Annotated in this window: 21 protein-coding genes; 7 read left to right on the forward strand and 14 right to left on the reverse strand. The window is 66.4% G+C overall.

What is annotated here, in order from left to right:
* Positions 1-372: 372 nt before the first annotated feature.
* From Rhe02_RS24190 to Rhe02_RS24200, 3 genes are read right to left on the reverse strand one after another with little or no spacing between them, the layout of a single operon-like run.
* Entirely contained in the window at positions 373-3,513 is a 3,141-nt protein-coding gene (locus tag Rhe02_RS24190; protein WP_203910623.1) for a helicase HerA domain-containing protein, read from the reverse strand.
* Positions 3,514-4,137, reverse strand: coding sequence for a hypothetical protein (locus tag Rhe02_RS24195; RefSeq protein ID WP_203910624.1), 624 nt, complete (start codon positions 4,135-4,137; stop codon positions 3,514-3,516).
* Positions 4,130-5,182, reverse strand: a complete 1,053-nt coding sequence (locus Rhe02_RS24200) for an endonuclease domain-containing protein (RefSeq protein ID WP_203910625.1) — start codon at positions 5,180-5,182, stop codon at positions 4,130-4,132. Before Rhe02_RS24200 ends, Rhe02_RS24195 begins: the two co-directional genes overlap by 8 nt.
* Positions 5,183-5,377: 195 nt before the next feature.
* Here Rhe02_RS24200 and Rhe02_RS24205 point away from each other — a divergent pair, with 195 nt between their 5' ends.
* The 3 genes from Rhe02_RS24205 to Rhe02_RS24215 all read left to right on the forward strand — a co-directional run bounded on the left by Rhe02_RS24205 (position 5,378) and on the right by Rhe02_RS24215 (position 8,815).
* Positions 5,378-5,797 (forward strand): DoxX family protein, encoded by a 420-nt coding sequence (locus tag Rhe02_RS24205; RefSeq protein WP_203910626.1) that lies wholly within the window; start codon positions 5,378-5,380, stop codon positions 5,795-5,797.
* A gap of 50 nt (positions 5,798-5,847) precedes the next feature.
* Positions 5,848-8,139 carry an accessory Sec system translocase SecA2 gene (gene secA2, locus Rhe02_RS24210; protein WP_203910627.1) on the forward strand — a complete coding sequence of 764 codons (2,292 nt, stop codon included), beginning with the start codon at positions 5,848-5,850 and terminating at the stop codon, positions 8,137-8,139.
* Between the two features lie 61 nt (positions 8,140-8,200).
* Complete coding sequence (locus Rhe02_RS24215) at positions 8,201-8,815, forward strand: NAD(P)-dependent oxidoreductase (RefSeq protein ID WP_203910628.1); 615 nt, start codon at positions 8,201-8,203, stop codon at positions 8,813-8,815.
* Between the two features lie 137 nt (positions 8,816-8,952).
* Here Rhe02_RS24215 and Rhe02_RS24220 read toward each other — a convergent pair whose 3' ends face one another.
* The 3 genes from Rhe02_RS24220 to Rhe02_RS24230 are packed head-to-tail and all read right to left on the reverse strand — an operon-like array spanning position 8,953 to position 10,845.
* Positions 8,953-9,486: a dihydrofolate reductase family protein gene (locus Rhe02_RS24220; protein WP_203910629.1), complete on the reverse strand. Its 534-nt coding sequence runs from the start codon at positions 9,484-9,486 to the stop codon at positions 8,953-8,955.
* Positions 9,487-9,514: 28 nt separating this feature from the next.
* Positions 9,515-10,255 (reverse strand): SRPBCC family protein, encoded by a 741-nt coding sequence (locus tag Rhe02_RS24225; protein ID WP_203910630.1) that lies wholly within the window; start codon positions 10,253-10,255, stop codon positions 9,515-9,517.
* 2 nt (positions 10,256-10,257) lie between these two features.
* Positions 10,258-10,845 carry an ArsR/SmtB family transcription factor gene (locus tag Rhe02_RS24230; RefSeq protein ID WP_203910631.1) on the reverse strand — a complete coding sequence of 196 codons (588 nt, stop codon included), beginning with the start codon at positions 10,843-10,845 and terminating at the stop codon, positions 10,258-10,260.
* A gap of 101 nt (positions 10,846-10,946) precedes the next feature.
* Here Rhe02_RS24230 and Rhe02_RS24235 point away from each other — a divergent pair, with 101 nt between their 5' ends.
* Positions 10,947-11,657: a DinB family protein gene (locus Rhe02_RS24235; RefSeq protein ID WP_203910632.1), complete on the forward strand. Its 711-nt coding sequence runs from the start codon at positions 10,947-10,949 to the stop codon at positions 11,655-11,657.
* On the forward strand, positions 11,654-12,067 hold the full coding sequence (gene tsaA, locus Rhe02_RS24240) for a tRNA (N6-threonylcarbamoyladenosine(37)-N6)-methyltransferase TrmO (RefSeq protein WP_203910633.1): 414 nt from the start codon (positions 11,654-11,656) through the stop codon (positions 12,065-12,067). Before Rhe02_RS24235 ends, tsaA begins: the two co-directional genes overlap by 4 nt.
* Positions 12,068-12,073: 6 nt before the next feature.
* On the opposite strand, the gene Rhe02_RS24245 is transcribed toward tsaA, so the two are convergent.
* The 7 genes from Rhe02_RS24245 to Rhe02_RS24275 all read right to left on the reverse strand — a co-directional run bounded on the left by Rhe02_RS24245 (position 12,074) and on the right by Rhe02_RS24275 (position 18,683).
* Entirely contained in the window at positions 12,074-12,280 is a 207-nt protein-coding gene (locus Rhe02_RS24245; RefSeq protein WP_239124013.1) for a hypothetical protein, read from the reverse strand.
* Positions 12,281-12,309: 29 nt separating this feature from the next.
* A complete protein-coding gene (locus tag Rhe02_RS24250; protein ID WP_203910634.1) occupies positions 12,310-13,374 on the reverse strand; it encodes a LacI family DNA-binding transcriptional regulator in 1,065 nt (354 codons plus the stop codon).
* Positions 13,375-13,484: 110 nt separating this feature from the next.
* Positions 13,485-14,789, reverse strand: coding sequence for a glycoside hydrolase family 18 protein (locus tag Rhe02_RS24255; protein WP_203910635.1), 1,305 nt, complete (start codon positions 14,787-14,789; stop codon positions 13,485-13,487).
* 54 nt (positions 14,790-14,843) lie between these two features.
* Positions 14,844-16,397 (reverse strand): beta-N-acetylhexosaminidase, encoded by a 1,554-nt coding sequence (locus Rhe02_RS24260; RefSeq protein ID WP_203910636.1) that lies wholly within the window; start codon positions 16,395-16,397, stop codon positions 14,844-14,846.
* Positions 16,398-16,448: 51 nt separating this feature from the next.
* Positions 16,449-17,624, reverse strand: coding sequence for a L,D-transpeptidase (locus tag Rhe02_RS24265; protein ID WP_203910637.1), 1,176 nt, complete (start codon positions 17,622-17,624; stop codon positions 16,449-16,451).
* 48 nt (positions 17,625-17,672) lie between these two features.
* A complete protein-coding gene (locus Rhe02_RS24270; protein ID WP_203910638.1) occupies positions 17,673-18,110 on the reverse strand; it encodes an RDD family protein in 438 nt (145 codons plus the stop codon).
* Complete coding sequence (locus Rhe02_RS24275; protein WP_203910639.1) at positions 18,111-18,683, reverse strand: hypothetical protein; 573 nt, start codon at positions 18,681-18,683, stop codon at positions 18,111-18,113.
* A gap of 59 nt (positions 18,684-18,742) precedes the next feature.
* Between Rhe02_RS24275 and Rhe02_RS24280 the strand changes: the two genes are divergently transcribed.
* Both Rhe02_RS24280 and Rhe02_RS24285 read left to right on the forward strand, forming a co-directional pair.
* The gene (locus tag Rhe02_RS24280; protein ID WP_203910640.1) at positions 18,743-21,064 is read left to right on the forward strand and encodes an arylsulfatase; all 2,322 of its coding nucleotides are present in this window, start codon (positions 18,743-18,745) and stop codon (positions 21,062-21,064) included.
* An 11-nt stretch (positions 21,065-21,075) separates the two neighbouring features.
* Positions 21,076-21,741 carry a hypothetical protein gene (locus tag Rhe02_RS24285; protein ID WP_203910641.1) on the forward strand — a complete coding sequence of 222 codons (666 nt, stop codon included), beginning with the start codon at positions 21,076-21,078 and terminating at the stop codon, positions 21,739-21,741.
* On the opposite strand, the gene Rhe02_RS24290 is transcribed toward Rhe02_RS24285, so the two are convergent.
* Complete coding sequence (locus Rhe02_RS24290; RefSeq protein WP_203910642.1) at positions 21,738-22,640, reverse strand: formylglycine-generating enzyme family protein; 903 nt, start codon at positions 22,638-22,640, stop codon at positions 21,738-21,740. The two genes, Rhe02_RS24285 and Rhe02_RS24290, sit on opposite strands and share 4 nt — an antisense overlap.
* Between the last annotated feature and the right edge of the window lies 1 nt (position 22,641).

A 22,641-nucleotide genomic window follows, 5' to 3' on the forward strand; every position in this document is an offset into this window, starting at 1 on the left:
GCATCGCTCCAGGATTCCGCCATCCTCGACACCGCTGGAGGAACGTTGTCCTTGGTTCCGCTTTGGACACCGCACAGCGGTGGGTCTGTCCCAGTCGACGTCACGTGGCGGGTATTAAAACTGGCCCGCACCGAGGATCGACGGTGGAAGCTCGCTGCGGTGTCCGACCATCCTCACGGCGACTGGCAATCGGCGTTGGCCGTGGCTCGCGATTGGTTCAGAACACACCGCGACGACGTAGAGCACGGGCAGCTGCGGATCCACGTCGAGCCTCTCAACATGCCTGGCGCGCAAGCTCCTGCCGGCTCTCGTCAGACCGCCGTCAGGTGAGCGGCAAGGCGCGATCATGGCCCGGCTAGCAACCGGACGCCTTTAGACTGCGCGGGTACCATCGGCGGGTCCAGTTCCGGCCGCGCGGGCGATTACCTCTTCTGTTGTCAGGGGGCTGCTTGGGTGGTGGCTGAGGCACATCGGCATCTGGATTTTGCTGAATGCCGTTCCTTCGCCCGAGGCGTAGAACTGGCCGGACGACAGTAGTGAGATGTCCAGCACCTGGCTTCCCTTGGCCTGTGCCATTTCGCGGGCCGCGCTGATCTGCGCCGGGCTGTTGAGGAAGCCGAAGAACTGGGTGGCGGCGTTGCCGGGGATCCTGTTGTGCAGAGCTTTCGGCGCCTGGGTCGCGAAGACCAGGCCCAGCCCATACTTTCGGGCTTGGGAGGCCAGGGCCAGAGTGCTTTGGGTGCAGGCGGTCATGGCTCCGGAAGGTGCGAGGGTCTGCGCTTCGTCCATGACCAGCAGGCCGCCGAGCGGGCGATCGCCGGCCGGGTTTTGCCTGATCCAAGCGAACAGGGCCATCTGAAGCTGATTGACGAAGCCCTGCCGTTGGCTGTCGGACGGCAAGCCCGCGAAGCTGATGACCGATATCCTGGCCCGCTTGCCGGGGGCCGGTGTCAGCAGGATTCCGGGATCGACGGGCTCGCCTTCGCCGCCGAACATCGGGTCGTTGACCATTGCCGCGGTGAGGCTGTCGGACATCTCCGACGCCAGCTTGTCGGCCCGGCTCAAGGAGATCAGGCCGTCGGGCAGCTCAGCTAGCAGCTTGACGAACTCCTTCAGGCTGGTTCCGCCGCGGCGCGCAAAGTGTTGCAGGGTCGCCCGCAGGACGGCCCGGCCCTGGGACGCCTTGGCGAGTTCACTGTCCACTTTGGCGCGCGGCGCAAGCGCTGCCACAGCGGCGTCTATCGCCACGCTGAACTCGTCCGCGTCGTCGATCACACTTCGAAAGTCGGGCAGTGGCTTGAAACTCAAGGGGCGGCCGGCTGTTCGGCGCGGAGTCCACACCACCACGTCGGTGTTGGCGATGTAGTCGCGGGCTTTGTCGGCGTCGCCAGGGCCCCAGTTCGACGGCGCGTCGGGCCATGGATCGCCCAGCCTGGCAAGGTCGTTGTTGGGGTCCAGGACGATGGCCGAGACGCCGTTGAGGGCGCACTCCTCGACCAGACGCCGGATGAGAACCGTCTTTCCCGACCCCGATCCGGCGAAGATGGCCGTGTGCTTGCGCAAAGACTCCAGTGGCAGGCCCAATACCTGCTCGCCGTCGGCGAACCTGGCCAAGGCGACCACCGGCCCGCGCGGCGTGGCCGGCGTGCGCGGCTTGGCCGACGGCGGCAACACTTGCGGCGGCGCGCTTCCTCGCGTACCAAGAAAATCCCCGAACACCGCTTGGAAAAGAGCGGTGGAGGAGGCGTGCCGGCGCGCGACCAGCCACTCGTTGAGCGCGGGGTCGCGCTCGGTCAGCACATCCTTAAGCGCGGCAAAGACTTTCAGGTCAGACTCTGCTATCGGCAGCGTGACGCCACCCGCGGCGGCGAACTCCGCGAGCACCTGCTGAGTCTTCGGGCCCTTGTTCCAAGGCTTGTTCCGCAACAAAAATAACTTTCTGCCGGGTACCTGATGATGCAAACCCGCAGTCGTAGAAGCCGCCCGAATCCGGTTCAGGGCGGCCACCGCGTTGTCGCTGGCGATGCCGCGGAAGGCCCAATGCGTCTCGTTTTCGGTCGCCTCGTCGAGGTCCTCGCGGAGGCGGGCGTGCAGCGGCGCCTTCTTCCCGGGCGGCGGATCCTGGAACAGCACCCGATCAGCCGACTTTATCTCCTCGATGAAGGCGGCCAGGCCCGCCGACAGCAGGCTGGGCAGCACGCCATCTTCGGTCGCCGGATCCAGGGCCGGCCCGACATCGACTATCTTGCACAGCCCCGCGAAGCGCCGGTCGAGCGCCTTCAGCGCATCCGCGGGAGCCTCCGGTGGCGTTGGCGCGGCCAATGGTGGCGGCTGTTTGCCGTCGATCAGGTGTTCCAGCTCGGTCATCCTGTTGTGCTGGAAGCATCTGTCGATATGCGCGGCCACGGCCTTCATCAACCCGCGCGGGGTGAAGTCCGTCGCCTCCGCGAAGGCTTCCGGCTTGACCGGCCACGTGGGATACGCCGGCACGAAGCCGATGTCGCGATACTGGGCGGCCAGCCGCTTCTCGATCAGCTCCCGGCCGAACTCCGCGGTGGGGATGGTCTGCAACGCACGCGCCTCGTGGAACCGGTCCGGCACGGTGTCGATCGCCCGGCTCTTGATCAGGACCCATGACTCCGGCAGGCTCGTCAACACGGTAACCGTGCGCCGGGTGGTTTCCCGCAACCGCATGAGCCCGTCGGCCACCCGGTCCAGCAGCAAGACTTCATGCGGATCCGGGAGACCGTCGGTGGTGCCGATGGTCTTGTCCAGCGACTGAGCCAGCAGGGTGTCGATCTGGTCAATGGCGATGACCGCCGGCCCGGTCAGCGCCAGCAGCTGGGATAGTTCCTTGAGCACCTGCTGCGGCGGTTTTCCGCTGCGGTGAAGCCCCCAGATCGCGCGTTCGTTGGCGTCGGTGTCGTCCATCGACTGCAGGTAGTTGTAGCCGATGTCCTGCAAGGCCTGGTCCGCCGAGGCATAGAGGACGACCGCGCGGGCCGTGTCCTGGCAAGCCATGCCGACTTGGCGGTTGTGGTGGCGAAGGTTGGCGATGAAGGCGGCCATGTCGTCCGGTGTCAGCTTCAGATCGCCGGCGATCGCGCCCTGCACCGCCCCGGAAAGCCCTATCTTGGCCGACAGCCGGCGAAGAAACGTCTTGAGTTGGCTTTCCCGCTCATTCGACTCCCGCAGCAGGCCGTCGAGAATCGAAATCATCGTGCTTTCCCAGAAGCTGGTCCCGTCGAGCAGGCCCACCAGGAAGAAATATCCGCCGTCCTGTTGCACCTGTTCCCTGACCCAGCCGAGCATGTGCGTCTTGCCGGAGCCGCGCTGCCCTTGCACGGCAACGCCCAGAGGACTTCGGTCGGCACTGGCCCCGGCGGTCTTGACCCCGGCCAGGATCCGCTGGACGACCTCGCTGTGCAGCCCGGTGACATGCAACGGGGAGCTGTTCCAGACGTCGTCGGGAACATTGGCCCACTCAAAGGTTATCGGCTGCGTCCATTCCATCTATGGCTCATCAATCGATAGGTGAAGCCGATCCTCGTTGCCAATGCGGATGGTGGCCTCGCGATCGGCCGACGTCATCAGCTTCCTGTTCGACGGTGGCACGATGTTGACCACCTTCTGCCTGCTCATCTGATAGAGGACGGCGTCAACCTCGCTCTTGGCGATGCCGCTGAGCTTGGCGCGCAGATCGGTGAGGCTGACCCAGCCGCGCGGTTCCGTTCGCAGCTCGACGTAGGCCTGACGGATCATCACCTCCACCTCCGCCCGCTCGGTGATCACCGGAGAGAAGATGTCCTTGAGCTTCACGCTCGGGTTCCGCGACAGATAGCGGCCGAGCCCACCAAGCAAGGAGTAGAGAGCGCCACCCGCCGTGCCGCTGCCGCTCGATGGCGGCTCCGAGAGCTCATCGCGACACCATGCCCAGCCCGCCTCGGTCAGCGTGTGGACGTGTTCACGCCCGATCTTGGTGGTGTCAATGAACCTGGCTATCGGCGTGAGATCCTTGCCTGTCAGCGGCGAGAACCCGCCGATCGCCTTGATCTGCTTGTTGGTGAGGCCGCGACCCTCGGCCATGAGAAGCAATAGCGTGGCCCGCTGCGCGATTCCTAGGCGTTTCTCAGACATAGCTGTGTGTCTCTCCTGGCTGTGATCGTCGTGTTTGGAGAAGTTTCTCGATCGCTGCGACGACGGCGTCCACATCGCCCAGCACATCGGAATTGGTGAAGCGGAGCACTGTCAGCCCGTGACTTTGCAGCAGCACGTCGCGTCGCCGATCCTGCGCGTACTTCCACCTGTCCAGATGATCGGGCCCGTCGATCTCCACGACACAGCGTTCGTGTCGCCACCATAGATCAAGCCGGACCGGGTTGACGAGAGCGTGCGGACTGTAGGCCTGGTTCCAGACCCGGCCGGCCGCCCAGGCCCGTCGCCCCAGGGCTTCCTCGAGTCTCTTCTCCGCCGCGCTGGCATGATGGGGCCGCCCGGCGATAGGCGGATATACGATGACCGGCCCCACCGGATTCGCAAGCATTTCTGGCGTTGCGCGCGCTGGACTTTCCGGCAGATGACCGGGGAGGCTGACCGGGAATGTGGCCAGCCGGTCCGCGGCGATTGACTGCCCGGTCAACCAGATCGCCATACGTCCGTGTTGGGCGATCCACTCGCAGGCCGACACCAAAGCGGCTTGGCCTGAGTCGGACAGCTCGGCCGGCACCGGTACCAGAAGGGCTAAATCATTGCGGTCGTAGCTATTCTTGAGCACTCTGGCCAATCCGGCCGCCCGGGTCTGCCGCGGGAAGCGGGTCAGCGCGGCGAAGTCACGGCGCAGAACACCCTCCGCCAGGTCGGCCAGGAACGGCCCGTAGTGCTCCGACGTGGCCGCGGCCCGCTTGGCCAGGATCCGGATGGCCGGCACCCCCAGACCGGCGGCAGAGCGGATGGTCGAGGCTTCCGGTATCCACGACGGGAACAGCTCGGTGGCGGCGTCCTGCAACTCGCCCAGCACCGCATCGACAACCCGGGAGACCGAGGTCTCGGCGTGCGGGTAGTAGGTCAGCACCACGGGGGCGTCTCGGGGAAGCGGGTCCATCGCGGCCGCAACGGCTTGCGCCTCAACGTCTGCCAGGCGCACGGCGCGGCCCGCGGGCAGCTGTCTCCAGAACTCCGTCACAACCCTCCCTTCCCCGACGCCGGAGACACAGGTTAGGCGACCTCAACGTTCCGTGCACTACCTAATACGTTTAGTGAGGTAGCCGATCATGCTAAACACCGCCGCCATCGGGCCGATCGCCACCGCTTGACGCCGGGAGATCGAGGCGTACATTGACGAAGCGTCATGATTGAATCCTCAACAATGGAGGATGCCATGGATGTCATCGTCTTGATCGGACGCATCCTGTTCGCCGCTCTCTTCCTCGGCTCGGCCTACGGCCACTTCGCTCAGCGCGAGGGGATGGCTCAGTTCGCCGGTGCCAAGAAGGTGCCCATGCCGATGGTGGCGGTGCTGGGCGGCGGGGTGCTGCTTGCGCTCGGCGGGCTCAGTGTCCTGTTTGGAGTTTATGCCGACCTCGGATCGCTGCTGCTGGTGATCTTCCTGGTACCGACCGCGGTGCTGATGCACTCGTTCTGGAACGAGTCCGACCCGCAGGCGAGAATGATGGAGATGGTCCAGTTCAACAAGGACCTGGGGCTGGCCGGAGCGGCATTAATGCTCTTCGCTCTCTTCGCCCTCGTGGGCGACGATCTCGGTCTGACGCTCACCGGGCCACTTTTCGACCTCAAGTAGGGCGGACCCTGGTCTACCGATCGCCCGGATTTGAAGTAGCCTGGTCGCTCATGGGCGTCACGTTTCGATTGAAGAACACGTTCCGGCGGTTTCTGGAGCGGCCAGGCACCACTGTTGATCTCCGGCCGTTCGAAAAGCTGCTGCCGGAGATAGAGGCCCGTGGCGAAGAGCTGGCCGACCTGTCCGACGAAGAGCTCACCGAGCTCGCGGGACAGGCCAAGGAGCTGGTCGAGATCTGCGCGCTGGGCCGCGAGGCAGGCTGGCGCGCCCTCGGCGAGCGCGCCTATGACGTCCAGGTGCTCGGCGTGCTCGCGCTGCTGGGCAAGACCGTGGCGGAGATGGCGACCGGTGAGGGCAAGACGCTCGCCGCGGCCATCGCGGCCTACGGCCATGTGGTGCGCGGGTTCGGGCCGGTCCATGTGATCACGGTGAACGACTATCTGGCCAGGCGTGACGCCGGCTGGATGGAGCCGGTCTACAAGCTGCTCGGGCTGACCGTGGGCTATGTGACCGGGCTTTCCACGCCCGCCGAGCGCCGCGAGGCCTACAAGCAGGACGTCACCTATGTGTCGGTGAGCGAGGCGGGCTTCGACTACCTGCGCGATCAGCTGGCCACCGACATCGACGATCGTATTCAGGCGGAGCTGGGCACGGCCATCGTCGACGAGGCCGACTCGATCCTCATCGATGAGGCCCGGGTGCCGATGGTGCTCGCGGGCACGATTGCCAACGAGCAGGACCCGGTGCACACAGCGGCGGCGCTGGTGCGGGCGCTGCGCCCGAAGCGCGACTACGAGATCACCGACGACGGCCGCAGCGCGGCTTTCACCTCGGAAGGCCTGGCGCGGCTGGAGAAGGTGCTCGGCGATATCGATCTTTACGACACCGAGCACATTGCGCAGCTTTCCGCGCTCAACGTCGCCCTGCACGCGGAAGCGTTGCTGGAGCGCGATGTCGACTACATCGTGCGCAACCAGACAGTGGAGCTAGTCGATGAGATGCGCGGCCGGGTGGCCCACCGCCGCCGGTGGCCCGACGGCCTGCACGCGGCGGTCGAGGCCAAGGAGGGCCTGAACGCCACCGCCGAGGGCGAGGTGCTGGGCACCATCACGGTCCAGGCTTACGTGATGCTCTACCCCAACCTGGCGGGCATGACGGCGACCGCGGTGCACGTGGGAGACGAGCTGCGCGAGTACTACAGCCTTGAGGTCGCGGTCATCCCCTCCAACACGCCGTGCGTTCGCGAGGACGAGGAAGACCACATCTACGCCACCAACGCCGAGCGCGACGAGGCCCTCATCGAGGTCATCCGGGAGCATCACGAGGCGGGGCGCCCGGTGCTCATCGGCACGCTCGACGTCAGTGCCTCGCAGATCCTGCACAAGGGTCTTACCGATGCCGGGGTGCCTTGTGTGGTACTCAACGCGAAGAACGACGACGAAGAAGCCGCCATCATCGCCGAGGCCGGAACGTATGGGGCCGTTACGGTTTCCACACAGATGGCCGGGCGGGGCGTCGACATCCGCCTGGGCGGAAGCGACCAGTCGGATCGCGAGCGGGTGGCCGAGCTGGGCGGGCTCTACGTGATCGGCAGCGGCCGCCACAACAGCCGCCGCGTCGACGATCAGCTCCGCGGCCGGGCCGGGCGCCAGGGCGACCCGGGCGGCTCGATCTTCTTCGTGAGCCTCGAGGACGACCTGGTACGCCACCACGCGGCCGACTCGCTTCCGGCGTGGCCGAAGATGAAGTTCGGTGGCCTGGTCGACGACGAGCGGGTGACCGCGGCGGTCGAACATGCCCAGCGGGTCGCCGAGGGTGTCAACCACGAGATCCACCGCAACACGTGGCGCTACAGCGTGGTTATCGAGCAGCAGCGCAAGGCGCTGGCCGAGCGCCGCGAGCGCCTGCTGACCACCGAGGTGGCCGCCGAGATGCTCAAGGCTCGCTGCCCGGAGAAGGCCGACGAGATCGAAGACGACTCCCTGCTGGAGCTCGGCCGGGCGATCGCCCTGTTCCACCTCGACAGGCTGTGGGCCGAGCATCTGGCCGAGTTGGCCGAGGTTCGCGAGGGCGTTCACCTGCGCGCTCTGGGCCGGGTCGATCCGCTCGACGAGTTCCACCGCTCGGCCGTTCCGGCGTTCAACCGCCTGATCCCCGAAATCGAAGAGCGCACGGTGGCCACCTTCGAAGAGATGGACCTCGACGAGGGCTGGGCGCCGGAGCGCGCGGAGCTGATCAGGCCGAGCGCGACCTGGACCTATCTGGTCAACGACAACCCGTTCGGCTCGGAGCTCGACCGCCTCATCTCGATGGTCGGCCGCACCATGAAGTCGAGGGGGTAAGCAAGGCCCTCTCCAGCCCGGTCTGCCAGCTCAGGCCGGGCTGGCCGCATAGGATCCAGCCATGCGGATCACGGTGATCGGGGCGAGCGGGCCGACCGGGAAGGTCTTCTGCCAGCTGGCCACCGAGCGCGGGCACGACGTGGCGGCATATGTGCGCAGCGCCGAGCGGATGGCCGGAGTGCCGGCGGCGAAGGTTTACGCCGGCGGGCCTTTCGACGCCGCCACCCTCGAGCCCGCCGTCGAAGGATCGCAGGCTGTGCTCATCGCCTTCGGCCTCAAGGGCGCCCGCCGCACGCCGCTTTACTCCAAGGGCACTCAGCTCGTCGTGGACACCATGCACCGCCTCGGGCCTAGGCGGCTGGTGGTCGTCTCCGAGGCGGCCTACGCGCCGCACCTGGCGGGCTGGCTGGCCCGGACGGTCTCCAGCGCCTACCACCTCACCCAGCGTCCCATCATCACCGAGCGGCGGCTGCAGGACGACATCGTCACCACCAGCGGTCTGGATTGGACGATTGTCCGCCCGGGTCTGCTCACCGATGCGCCCGCCAGCACGGCGGCGTCGGCGTCGCTGGAGCCCTTCCGGCGGTTCACTCGCGTTTCCCGGACAGCGCTGTGCCTGAGCATTCTCGAATGGCTCAGCGACCCGGACACCTTCGGCCACGACCTCTACTACTGAACGCGTGCGAAGCAACGCGCGGCAGCGCCGCCGGAAAGCCGGTGTCTTCCCTCGCGATCATGAGGCGAGGAGCATGCCTCATGATCGCTCAGTCCAGACACCGGCGCGGCGCTGCAAATTGGTGGTTGCGATACAAGTTATGCGGGTCCGTAGGTCAGGTACATGACGCCGGTTTCGAAGGTCTTGGAGTCCAGCAGTTTGAGCGGCTGGGAATCCGAGCCGTCGGGGAACAGCCGCTTTCCGCTGCCCACCACGATCGGGTGCACCAGCAGGCGCAGCTCGTCGAGCAGGCCCGCCCGCAGCAGCGAGCGCACCAGGGTCGGGCTGCCGCTCATACCCAGGTCGCCACCGGGCTCCTGCTTGAGCTTGGCCAGCTCGTCCAGCCCGATGACGGTGGTGTTCTGCCACTCCGGATTGGACAGTGTCGTGGAGACCACGTATTTGGGTGTGTTGTTCATCTGCGCCACCATTTCCCCGTCGGGGTCCTGATGCGGCCAGTAGGACGCGAACTCGTCGTAGGTCACCCGGCCGAGCAGCATGGCTTCCGCGCCACCCATCTGTTCCCCGACGGCCTGGCCCATCTCATCATTGAAATACGGGAAGTGCCAGTTCTGTGGCGCCTCAACGACACCGTCGAGCGAAATGAACAGGCCGGCAACGATCTTACGCATGGCAATTCTCCTTAGCTGACAATTATGGTTAGGCGAAAAGGTTGGTGAGCCAGGACTTCCACTCGTCGGTAGCCTGCTTGGCATCGACGTCGGCGAAGATGTGGTGACCGACGCCGATCATGCCCTGGCCGCCGACGAAGCGGTAAAGCGCATCGCTTGTGCGCACGCCCAGGAAGCTCGGGTAGAGAGCCGAATCGACGATGCCTTCAACGGTTTGCCCGGCGAAGGTGAACTTGACCGGCGTGCCCGCGGTGACCTCGCCGGTGATGCCAAGGCCGCGTTTGACGCCCGCCCAAGCGGTTTCCTCGTCGGGCTGGGGCGCGGCCCAGGCTGCGACCGGGGTGGCGAAGCGGCCGAGGAAATGGGTCAGGTATTCGCGAAGCGTCGCGAAGTACATCGGGTCGCCCTTGCGCAGCGCGTCGTATTCCCACTCCCAGTCGTCCTGGCCGAGGAACCCGCTGTGCACCAGGCGAACCGTGGTGCTGCCCTGATCGCGTCCCTCGACGAGGTATTCGAAGGCGTGGAACGTGCCGTCCTCCCCCGCTGCGCTGCGGAAGGCGAAATGTGAGTTGGGCTCCCACGCGGTGATGGTGGACTCCATTGCCATGCCTTCCATCTCCATGACCGCCTTGCCGCCCTCACCCGGCTCGACCTCGTTGCGGCCCATGAACCAGGAGTCGATCCCCGGCCCGGTCGCGATGGCTTGCCAAACCTGCTCTGGTGTCGCGGTCACCGTGATGTCGTTGACCGTCTCGAATTCGTGGCCCATCTCTACTGCTCCTTGGTAATGGTCGGGTGAATGGCGACGATGACGCGATGGTCGCGGCCACCAGCGGCACTCTCATCGTGGTATTTGCTCACCAAGCCGGTGACGGCTTTGGCCAACTCTTCGGCGAATGCCGAACGGTCGGCGGCCGAGGCGAAGCGGACGTTGCCGTCCATGGCGAAGGTGGAAAGCTTCTTGCGGGCCCGCGCGGCGCGGGTCATGAGCATGCCGACATCGCGCACCAGCCGTGAGGCGAGCGCGAGCAGCCACTGCGCCGAGAGGCGGTCGGGCGAGCGCTCCGGATCGGGCTGCACGGCCGACAGCGCGGCCGGCGAGATGACGTAGGAGGCGGCGGTCGCCTGCAGCACCCGCTCGGTGACGTTGCCCTTGCGGCGCTCCTCGACGAGCTCCACCAGGCCGTGCTGCTCCAGCGTGCGCAGGTGGTAGTTGACCTTCTGCCGGGCCAGGCCCACCTTTGCGGCCAGCGTCGTGGCTGAGCCGGGCTCGGCCAGCTCGGCGAGCAGGCGCGCCCGGATCGGGTCGAGCGAGGCCTCGGCCACCGCCGCGTCCTCAATCACCGCTATTTCGAACATGACCAGAGCATTTCACCGACAACTATTTTTGTCAAGCCAACTTTTATCGTCGGTTTGCCGCGGGCGATGTCGGCGGAGCGACCACGATAGGGTGTGCGGTCATGACAACCTTCAATCGGTCCGACGACCTGCGGGGAGCGAAGTTCGTCGAAACGGACCTGTGCGGCGCTCGATTCGTCAAGGCTGACCTGTCCGGCGCCGTCATGCGCGAGGTCGACATCGACGGAGCGGACATCGATGCGCCTTGGCTCTCCGGCTCCTTGCGCGTCAACGGTGTCGACGTGGTCCCGTTCGTCGAGGCCGAACTCAACCGCCGCTTCCCCGGCCGCGCCGACCGGCGCGCGGCAGATCCCGAGAGCCTGCGCGCGGCCTGGGCCACGCTGGAGCACACCTGGGCGGCCACGCTCGAACGCGTCGCGGCGATGCCGCCCGGCACGGTCGATGTCTCGGTGGACGGCGAGTGGTCTTTCGCGCAGACGCTGCGGCACCTGGTCCGTGCCACGGACATCTGGCTGCGCCGGGCGGCCCTGCAGCTCGACCAGCCGTTGCACCCCATTGGTCTGGGCCACGACGAGAACACGCCGGAAAGGCCGCCTTATGACGAGGTGCTCGAAGTCCGCGCGGGCCGCGTCGCGATGGTGCGCGACTTCCTCGCCACCGTGACCGCGGACGAGCTGGCCGCGCCGCGCAAGAACCCGCACGCCCCCGAGGAACCGGAGACCGTCCTGTCCTGTGTGCACGTGGTCCTCGAAGAGGAGTGGGGGCACCTCCGCTACGCCACCCGCGACCTCGACACCATCGTGGCAGGATGACTGGGGTGTACGAGATAACGCCGATTGGGCGCGTGGAGTCGCCGCTGCTGGAGCGGGGCATGGCGCCGCGGCAGGGTGATGAGGGTGCGCCAGACGCCTGGCTGGCGTTCGAGCCGCGGGTGCGCGACGGGTTGCAGGATGTGCGTGCGGGCCAGGAGCTTCTGGTGCTGACGTGGCTGGACAGGGCGACGCGCGAGGTGTTGACGGTGCGCCCGCGGGGTGAGGGCGACCGGCCGCTGACCGGGGTGTTCAGCACCCGGTCGCCGGATCGGCCCAACCCCATCGGGCTACACCGTGTGCGCGTGCTTGAGGTTGACGGACTGCGGGTGAAGGTAGGCGATCTGGAGGCATTGGACGGCACTCCGATCGTCGATGTCAAACCGGTGCTGGGACAGGTGAACGAACGGTAGCGCCGTTCAGGATGGGCACACGGATTGTTGCGGCTCAAGCTTTTGCGCCAAGCGATGCAGGCCGGCGGCGGCCACCCGGCGCAGTGCATGGGTGCGGGTTCGGCTTGGGGGTTTGTGCCGGGCTTTGTCGGGCACTACCGGGGCGCCCGGCTGGGCGGAGGTGACGTGTTCGCGAACAGCGCTGATCGCGGTGACCATTCCTAGCGGATCCATGACAATCTCCAAAATGGACAGTGAACTGGTTAGGCGTCGGGGGCCGGGCCGGTGGAGGCCCGCACGACCAGCTCGGTGGGCAGCACCACCTGCCGCTGGGCCAGATCCTCGGGCGGGTTGAGCAGCAGCGCCCCGGCCTGGCGGCCTTTCTCCAGGGCGGGCTGGCGCACGGTGGTCAGCCCGGCGGTGGTGGCGTCGGGGATGTCGTCGAAGCCGATCACCGACACGTCGCGTCCGGGCCGCAGGCCGCGCGTGTGCAGCGCATCAAGCACCCCCAGCGCGAGCATGTCGGAAACGGCGAGGATGGCGGTGGGTCGTGGGGCCCGATCGAGCACACAGGACGCAGCCTGCGCGGCCGCCGCTCGGCTGTTCTGGGCGGCGTTGACCGTGGCGATTTCGGGCCATTCCACGCCCACCTCCGCGAACGCGTCGCGATAGCCGGCGAGCCGTTCGCGGCTGACATAGTAGGGAACGTCTTCCGGCCTGGCTGTCGCCACGGGGCGGGTTTCCCGCTCTGGAACGATCCAGTCAGCGATCAGGGCTATCCGGCGATGCCCGAGCGCGGCGAGGTAACGCCCCGCGGCCAGGGTCGCCGCAGCCTCGTCGATGGCCACGAACCGGGCCTCGGGGTCGCCCGCGTCGCGCCTTTCCGAGCTGACGACCGGCAACTTCCGTAGCCGCATCGCCGCTTGCGCGGAATGCCAGTCGGGAAGGCAGTAGACACAGAAACCGTCGACCACCGCGTTTTGCACCGCAGCGGCTGCCGCCGTGGCGTCTTCGGCCAGGGGCATCAGCAGCAGGCCGGTGTCATGCAACTCAGCGGTTTCGGCGAGCCCGCGCAGGAACTGGACCGCGTAGGGGTCGGTGAACGCGTAGGACAGCGTGGCACTGAAAAGCACGCCGATCGCTCCAACTCGGCCCTTGCGCAGGGATCGCGCCGCCGGATCGGGGCCGGCGTAGCCGAGCCGCCGGGCCGCATCGAAGATCTTTTCGCGTAGCTCGGGCGAGAGCTGGTCGGGCCGGCTGTAGGCATTGGACACCGTACTGCGCGACACCCCCACCTCGTCGGCGACGGTCTGCAAAGTCGATCTCATGACTCGGCCTTCTGTATCGATCCAGTGCTTCTGAATCGATACAGTACTCCGATCCTCTAGATACGCAAGCCCGGGATGCGGCCAAGCCGCATCCCGGGCCAGGACTCGAGCTAGCCGCCCAGTCCGAAGCGGATCGTCTTGGTGAGGGTGGCGTTGGCGTCGTCGCCGTCAAGCGACCACATCATTGCCCCGCCGAGGCCTTCCCGGCGGATGAAGAGGCTCTTTTGCAGTACCACAAAAGGATCGTCATATGTCCAGAAAGTGGTGCCGTCGAAGAGCCACGCGTGCCCGGCCCGCAGGTCGCGGTAGACCGGATAGCCGAGGGTCTTGAGGACCTTGTAGTCCTCGTAACCCGCTTCGAACGTGGCCGGTGCTGGGCCGGCGGCGGGCTGGAAAAGCCCGTCGCCGCCGCCGGTGACGCCGGTCCATCCCCTTCCGAAGTAAGGGATCCCGACGACTATCTTGTTGCGCGGCGCGCCGCGGTCGAGCCACGAGCGCACGGTGCGGTCAAGGGTGAAGTCGGGGGTGACCGGAGCGCCCGCGGGTTCGCGCAGCGCCGATTGCTGGTTGGTCAGCGACTCCCACGTGCCGTGGAAGTCGTAGCCCTGGACGGTGGCGAAGTCCAGCGACTTGAAGACCTTCTTGGTTTCGAAACCGGCGTCCATCGCGGCCGGATTGGCCGGCAGGAACGCGCTCAGCTCGTAGCGCTGGTGGTTGGCGCGGCCAAGCGCGTCGAGCTGCTTGCGGAATTCGGCAACCAGGCCGGTGAAGTTGGCTTTGTCCTCCGGGCTGATGACGTTGCCCGGCTCGCCTTCCCAGTTCGGCCATTCCCAGTCCAGGTCGATGCCGTCGAAGACACCGAGCCCGGAGCCGGGGCCACCACTGCCACCATCGAGGTTGGGCAGGTTGCCCTTGATGAAGACGTCCAGACAGGACTGGACGAAGGCAGCCCGGTTCTCGGGCCGCGCCGCGGTCGAGAAATAGGTCGACCAGGTCCAGCCGCCAATGGACAGCAGCACCTTGAGCTGTGGGTGCTTCTGCTTGAGCTTGAGCAGCTGGCCGAAGTTGCCGTTGAGTGGCTCACCCCAGGCGTCGCCGACCCCGTCGACGGAAAGCTCGGCGGGAACGGGCCACTGGTAGTCGGCCCACGCGTCGCCGGCTCCGGCGGCGTTGGCCTCGAAACAGTGACCCTGCTCGTCGATGTTGGCGAACGCGTAGTTGAGGTGGGTCAGCTTGGCGGCAGCGCCACTGGTGTCGAGGTTCTTCACGTAGAACTGGCGTCCGTAGATGCCCCACTGCGTGAAGTAGCCGACCGTTCTCGGCTTGTCGCGATCGTTGTGCCCCTGCGCCGGAGCGGCCGCCCCGAGCGCCGCTACCGTCGCCAGCGTGGCGAGAAGCACTGTCAGTCTGCGCATAGATTCTCCTCGTCATTGACGACCAATGATTAGGAAACTTACCTAATAAGAGCGCTAAGGGGTAGGCCAACCAATCTGCGGAGAGGGATAAAAGTCGACTCCCATCACCTGCCAGCGCGGGCCTTGTGCGGCAAGGCGTTGCCGGAACGCCTCCCAGTTGTGGCTGCTCGCCGGTGACCAGGCGAGTTCCATCAGAGCCGGCAGGCGCGGAAAAGCCAGGTATTCAATGTCATTGGAGGTGCGGATCGTTTCACTCCACAGTGGAGCCTCCACGCCCAGCACAGACGACTCCCCCACCCCGGCCACGTGCGCGCCCGGATTCCACTCGTATGCGGTTTGCACCTCGATAAGCCCGGCCCACTTCAGCCCGAGCCGCGTGGAGTTGCGGTATTTCATGTCCAGATAGGTCTTGTTGGCCGGCGACATGATTATTTTGGTACCGCGCCCAGCCGCCTGAGCCACCGTCGCGTTGGCGGTCGTGGTCCACCAGAACTGCGCCACGGTCGACGGCAGCTCGGTGGCGTTGAGCACGTCATGAAACCCGATCACCGTTTTGCCATGGGCCGCAACGATTCCCTGCACCCGATTGACGAACGTGGCGTAATCGGCGGCCGAGGTCGAGCTCGCCTCGTCGCCGCCAATGTGGAGGTAGGGTCCCCGCGTCAGCGCCGCCAGTTCTCCGATCACGTTGTCGATAAAGGTGTAGGTCAGCTCAAGCCCGACGCACAGCGAGCTGAAGCCGACCTTCATTCCGGTGTACCGAGCCGGGGCCACCCCGTTGCAGTTGAGCTTGGCGTAGGAGGCCAGCGCCGCGTTGGTGTGGCCGGGCATATCGATCTCGGGAACGATGGTCAGGTGGCGAATCACCGCATAGTTCACGATCTCGGTGTAGTCGGCCTTGGTGTAGTAGCCGCCCGGGTCACCGCCGACCGCGGTGGCGCCGCCGTAGCTGGCGAGCCGGGGCCAGCTGTCGATGGCGATGCGCCACCCCTGATCGTCGCTCAAATGCAGGTGCAGGTGATTCACCTTGTACAGGACGATCTGATCGACATATCTCTTTATCGCCGGCACCGGAAAGAAATGTCTGGCCACATCAAGCATCGCGCCGCGATAGCTGAACCGCGGGTAGTCCACGATCTGCCCGCCCGGCACCAGCCATGGCCCGGGTTGGACGGTGGTGCTCTCGGCCGTGACCGGCAACAGCTGGCGCAGCGTCTGCACCCCGTGGAACAGCCCGGCCGCTTGATTGGCCCGGATGGTGATCGAGGTGGCCGTGATGTCGAGCTGGTAGCCCTCGGCTCCGGCCGATGCGGGCGCGCCCGACAGCAGAAGGGATATGCCCACCCCGGTGGCCAGGTAGACGACGGCCGGGAACCCGGTGGACGGGCGCAGGATGCCGGCCAGATAGCAGCCGATCTGCGCCGACCCGGGCTCGACGAAGATGGCGGTGTTGGCCGTGATCTCAAACGTGACCCCGGGCGTGGGGGTGGTGCTGACCGGCACCGGCACCACCGAACCGAGCGAGACCGGCGCTTGCAGCCGGGTATGGGTGGGCACGCCGAGCCCGGTCAGGCTCAGCAGCAGGGCGAGGGATGCGCGCAGGAACATGGGAGACCTCCGGGGGAAGGGCTACCCATTTACGCTAGTCGACATTCGCTTTCAGGCGACCGGGATCGCGCTGCCTTTCACATACTCGTCCCACGGCAGCGCCCAGGCGGTGAACCCGTTGCCGGGGACCACTTTGCGCTCGGTCCCCTTGATGGTCACCGGGTCGCCGAGGCGGGTGATGTTGAAAAGCCACTGCGCATCGGCCATAGAGACGTTCACGCAGCCGTGCGAGACGTTGCGGACCCCCTGATCCTTGACCGACCAGGGCGCGGCGTGGATGAACTCGCCCGACCAGGTGAGCCGCTGGGCGTATTGGATTTCCACCTTGTACCGGTCGACGTCACCGGGCTCGTTCGTGGTGTCGAAGATGGTCTTGGTCAGTTTGTCCATGATGACCAGCGTGCCCGAGGAGGACGGCGTGGCGGCCTTGCCCAGGCTGACCTTGAGGGTCTTGATGGACTCGCCGTTGCGCAGAACGTTCATCTCCTTGGTGGCGTTGTCGACGATCAGCTCGATCTTCTCGGTGGAGATGTTGCCCACGCCCCGGCGGTCGGCGTCGCCGTAACGCCCATCGCCCATCGGGTGGCCCTCCAGCGCTATCCGCGCCTCGATCTTCGTCCCCGGCTGCCAATAGTCCTTGGCCCGGTACATCACCTGCTTCGGGCTGCTCCAGTGCCAGACACCGGGCTGCGGCGGGGTGGTGGTGACAAACAGTCGTGACTGGACACTGGCCCGGGCGCTTTCCGGAACCGGGTTGGAGAACTCGACCACCACCGGCTGGGCCACGCCATAGGTGCGGTCGGCGAACAGGTAGAGCCCGATTCCGTTGCGCTTGGAGGGTTTGGCCATGGTCTTGAAGGACGTCGATTCGGTGACGCTCTTGCCGTCGCTGCCCTTCGCGGTGACCGTGGCGGTGTAGCCGGTGGCGAATTTCAGCGGGGCGTCTGGCACCCAGCTGGTGCTGTCCTCGCGCAGTTTGCCCGCCACGGCCGCGCCGGAAGCATCGGTGACCACGACCGACTCGACGGTGCCATTGCTCACGGTCAGCCCGATCTCCGCGCTGATCGGCAGGTTGTCGGTCTCCTTGGCGGGCGCGACGGCCAGCGCCACGGGCGCCGCGGCGGACGCGGTGGAGGACGGGGCGGGCGACACCCCGGGCACCATGGTGGGCGCGGCGCTACAGGCGCTCAGCAGCAGCACAAGCGAACCGACCAGAAGAACACGCATGGCGCTCATGGTCCCCGATTTCCGGTGCGCTGTGTGTCCCCGGATCGGCTATATAGCTAACACTTTCCGCTGTTTGTACCAAACGGCGGTCCCGAACAGGCGATCGTGCAAGGCTCTGCGCTTCGGATCCCAGAGCGCGAAGAACAGCCCGGCCAGCCAGAGCAGCGGCACGAGCAGACCGACGAAAGCGCGCAGCAGAGCGCGCCAGAGGGTCAGCGGCGAGCCGTCGGCGCGGCGCACCACCGTCCCGAAGAGCAGACCGCCCAAGGTCTGCCCGGTCGCCCACCAGCAGAGGGAGAAATACAGGATGGGGATCAGCGCAGCCGCGAACTGGCAGGCGGCTTTGAGCCAGCCGGGCGCATCACCGTCGATCGAGGCCCACATCGACGGTGGCCCGTTGGCCACGGCCGGTACGGCGATGGAGAGCACGACGCCGTCGACCACCAGCGCCGCCAGCCGGGTCACCACGCCGGCGTAGTGGGACATTTACTTGCTTCGGAACAGCCGGCGGAAAGCGATCTCCAGCCGGTCGTCAGCCTCGGCTGAGGTCTCCCGCAGCTCCAGCGTGGCATCCGCCATCGCGCTCTGGCTCTGCTCGGTGATCATCGTGCGGACGTTCGGGTCGTGGGCGAGATCGTCGATGATCACGGGCAGCACCTTGCTGCGGATCTGGGGCATCACCCCATCGAGGATCCGCGGCACGATGTTGTTGACGATCTGAGGCATCATCTCCTCGACGACCTTGGGCACCACCTTCTGCTCGGCCCAGTCGAACGAGTCGTCCATGACCGAGCGCAGGGTGGCCTCGGCGTCGCGGCGGCTGCGCGACATGGCGATCGCGCCGCGCGCTCCCGCGTCGTGCAGCAGCTGCCTCAGGTCGATCGCGGGTGCTTTGATCCGCATCGCGGTGAGCTTCTTGGCGGCGCTGCGGGCCGACTTGCGGCCCTGGTCGGCGAGGCCGACCGCGATGGCGACGGGCGAACTCGCGGAGGTGCGCCCGGCCAGCCGCTCCGCCGTGAGCACTACCGTTCCGAGGGCAAACCTTGGCAGACCGGTCATAAGATGATTTTGCCTCAGTCTCCGCACGGATATGTGCACTTCCGGATATTCTCGGCTCCATGAGTCGTCCGTTCCAAGGGGTCATCAACGTCGACGTTCGTGAATCAATCCCCGACTGGGAGGCGTTCGCCGCGCCGAAAGCGCCCGAAGGCGCGCCCAACGTGCTGATCGTGCTCTACGACGACACCGGCCTGGCCGCTTGGTCGCCGTTCGGTGGCAAGATCGAGATGCCGACGCTGCAACGGCTGGCGGACAACGGTTTGCGCTACTCGCAGTGGCACACCACGGCCCTGTGCTCGCCGACCCGGTCGACCTTCATGACCGGGCGCAACCATCATCAGAACGGCATGGCCTGCATCACCGAAGGCTCGATCGGTTTTCCCGGCGCCAACGCGCACATCCCGCCCGAGTGCGGCTCGATGGCGGAAGTGTTGCGGCAGAACGGGTACAACACCTATTGGATCGGAAAGAATCACAACATCCCGATCGAGGAGTCCACCGCCGGATCGAGCAAACGGCACTGGCCACTGCTGATGGGCTGGGATCGCTTCTACGGCTTCATCGGCGGGGAGACCAATCAGTGGTACCCGACATTGGTGGAGGACAACCATTTCATTGACCAGCCCTACCAGCCGGAGCAGGGCTACCACCTGTCCAAGGACCTCGCCGACCACGCCCTGCAGATGCTGCGCGACTCCCGCCAGTCCGCGCCCGACCGGCCGTGGCTGATGTGGTTCTGCCCGGGGGCGAACCACGCCCCGCACCATGTGGCCAAGGAATGGGCCGACAAATACAAAGGCAAGTTCGACGACGGATACGAGGCCTACCGCGAATGGGTGCTGCCGCGCATGGTCGCCCAGGGCGTGCTGCCCGAAGGCACCGACCTCACCCGCATCAACCCGATGCCGCCGGGCACCCACGACGCCGGTGACGACATGCGCCCGTGGGCGGATCTTTCAGAGGACGAGAAGAAGCTCTTCATCCGGATGGCCGAGGTTTATGCGGGCTTCTCCGAGTACACCGACCATCAGGTCGGGCGGATAGTCGAGTTCCTCGAACAGACCGGGCAGCTGGACAACACCATCGTCATCTACTGCGCCGACAACGGCGCCTCCGGCGAGGGCACCCCGAACGGATCGGTCAACGAGAACAAATTCTTCAACGGCTGGCCCGATGAGATGTCGGAAAACCTTGCCCACCTTGAGGATCTGGGATCGCCGGAGACCTACAACCACTACCCGACCGGCTGGGCGGTGGCTTTCTCCACGCCATTCAAGATGTTCAAACGCTATTCGTACGCCGGGGGCACCGCGGATCCCTTGGTGATCCACTGGCCGGCCGGGATCAAGGCCCGCGGCGAGGTGCGCCATCAGTACCACCACAGCACCGACATCGTACCCACCATTTTGGACTGTATAGGCATCAAGTTCCCGGCCCGGCTCAACGGCCACAAGCAGGTGCCGCTGCCCGGGGTGTCGATGCGCTACTCCTTCGACAAGCCGAAAGCCAAGACCCGCAAGAAGCGGCAGTACTACGCGATGCTCGGCACCCGCGGCATCTGGCAGGACGGATGGAAGGCGGTCACCGTGCACGGCCCCACCTCCGGCCTGGGCAACTTCGATGCCGACGAATGGGAGCTCTATCACGTCGACAAAGACCGCTCGGAAGCGCGCAACCTGGCCAAGCAGTTCCCCGACAAACTCAAGGAACTGGTCGACCTGTGGTTCACCGAAGCGGGCAGGTATCAGGTGCTGCCGCTCGACGACCGGTTGCCCTACGAGATCCTCAACGACGCCCGGCCGCAGGCCATGGCGCCCCAGGACAGCTACGTGTACTACCCGGACGCCGCCGAGGTGCCCGAGGCGGCCGCGGTCAACCTGCGCGGACGCTCCTATCGGATCCTGGCCAGCATCGAGATCACCGACGGCGACGCGGCCGGAGTCATCTTCGCCACCGGCGCCCGCTTCGGCGGCCACGCGCTTTTCCTCAAGGACCGCAAGGTTTGGTACGTCTACAACTTCCTCGGCGTCGAGGAGCAGACCTTCGTCTCCCCCGAGCCGCTCAGCCCGGGCCGTTATGTGCTTGGGGTGGAGTTCGCCAAGGAGGGCCAGGGCAAATATCACGAGACGCTGGGCACCACCAAGCTGTGGGTCGACGACGCCATGGTCGCGCAGGGTCCAATGAGGACACAGATCGGCACCTTCACCCTTTGCGGCGACGGCCTGTGTGTGGGGCGCGACTCGGGCGACCCGGTCACCGCCAAGTACCCGAAACCGTCGGCTTTCCGGGGCGGCGTCATCCGGTCAGTGGAGATCAGCGTCGGCGACGACCAGTACGTGGACCTGGAAAAGGAGGCCTTCGCCGCCCTCGCTCGCGAGTGAAGGACACCGAAATGATTCGGAGCCTGTGGGTCATGGTGGTGTTGGCCGGCTTGGCCGTCGCCGCGTGCGACGAAGCCGGAAGCGGCGAGGCCGATCAGGAACGGTTGCGGGTCATGCAGTCCGAGCCGCTGCTGTCCAATGCGATCGGCGCGCCGGTGGCGGTGGCCGGGTTCACCGAGGGAAGCCTGCCGCCGCGCCGCGGCCGGGTACAGGCCAAGTTGTTCGAGCAGAACGCCAACGACGCGCCGACCACCGCCCAGCTCAAGACGCTCGATGCGATGAAAGCCTTGCGCGACAACGGCTGGACGGTCTACTTCGTGGCCTGCCAGCCGCCGCTCAAGCCGGGCGATCCGGTGCCGCCCAGAGATCTGATCGGCCCGTTCCCCAGTGAGGAGTGGTGGGCGTTCGGCGCCTACGCCTACAAAATCAAGGACGGTGTCTCCTACTACGCCGCCGCCAACGGCAACGGCCGGCTCAAGGGTTCGGCGGCGGTCGATCTCGATCTGCGCGCGCCCAGCTCCAAGGAAGCCGGCTCAGACCTTTTCGCCGATCGGCCACCCGCCCTCGCACCGGGCGCCAGCTGCCTGGAGGCCAACGGCCTGCCCGCTCAGGCGGCCAAGGCCGGGGTGGCCCTGGAGCTCGACGAGAGCGCGGGCGGAACGGGCGGACACCGCTAGCTTTCCCTTACCACCAGCCGGAAACCGAGATGGCAGGTGGAGGTGTCGACCGTCTGGCGCATCCTGGCGGCCGGCCGGTAGCGCCGGCAGTAGTTGGGGGCGCAGAGAAAAGAGCCACCCTTCATCACTTTCTCGGCCCCGACCCCGTCTGCGCCACAACACGCGGCCGCCGGCTGCTGGGCGCCGAACGGGGACGACGTCCACTCCCATACGTTGCCGATCATGTCGAAGAGCCCGAACCTGTTGGCGGGGAACGATCCCACCGGCGAGGTTCGCTCATATCCGTCCAGACGCAGGTTCACCGCCGGGAACTCGCCCTGCCAGGTGTTGGCCAGGTGGCTGCCGCCGGGCGTGAACGAGTCTCCCCAGGCGAATTCCGACCGCGTGGCCGAGCTGGCCGCGTACTCCCACTCGGTCTCGGTCGGCAGGGCCGCCCCGGCCCAAGCCGCGTAGGCGGCCGCGTCCTGGTAGGCGACATGGACCACGGGATGATCTTCCAACCCGTCCAGGCTTGAGCCCGGCCCGTAGGGATGCCGCCAGTCCGCCCCGGGTACCAGGCTCCACCACTGCATGTGGTCGCGCAGATCCACCCGCCGCCCGGGTGGGGTGAAGACGATGGAGGCGGGCACGAGCAGCTCGGGGTCGGCGTCGGGGTAGTCCTGCGCGCTGGGTGCGCGCTCCGCGACGGTCACGTAATGAGTTGCCGCCACGAAGTCCTGAAAACGCGCGTTGGTCACCGGATGCGGGGCGATCCAGAACCCGCCGACCTCGACCGTGCGCGCGGGCGCCTCCTCCGGATAGTGATCGTCAGAGCCCATGGTGAAACTGCCGTCGGGGATCCAGACCATGCCGTGGTGCGCCACCGGCGGGGATGAGCCGAGGGAGATCAGCTGAGTCATC

The sequence above is a fragment of the Rhizocola hellebori genome, assembly GCF_016862955.1.
GTDB lineage: Bacteria > Actinomycetota > Actinomycetes > Mycobacteriales > Micromonosporaceae > Rhizocola > Rhizocola hellebori.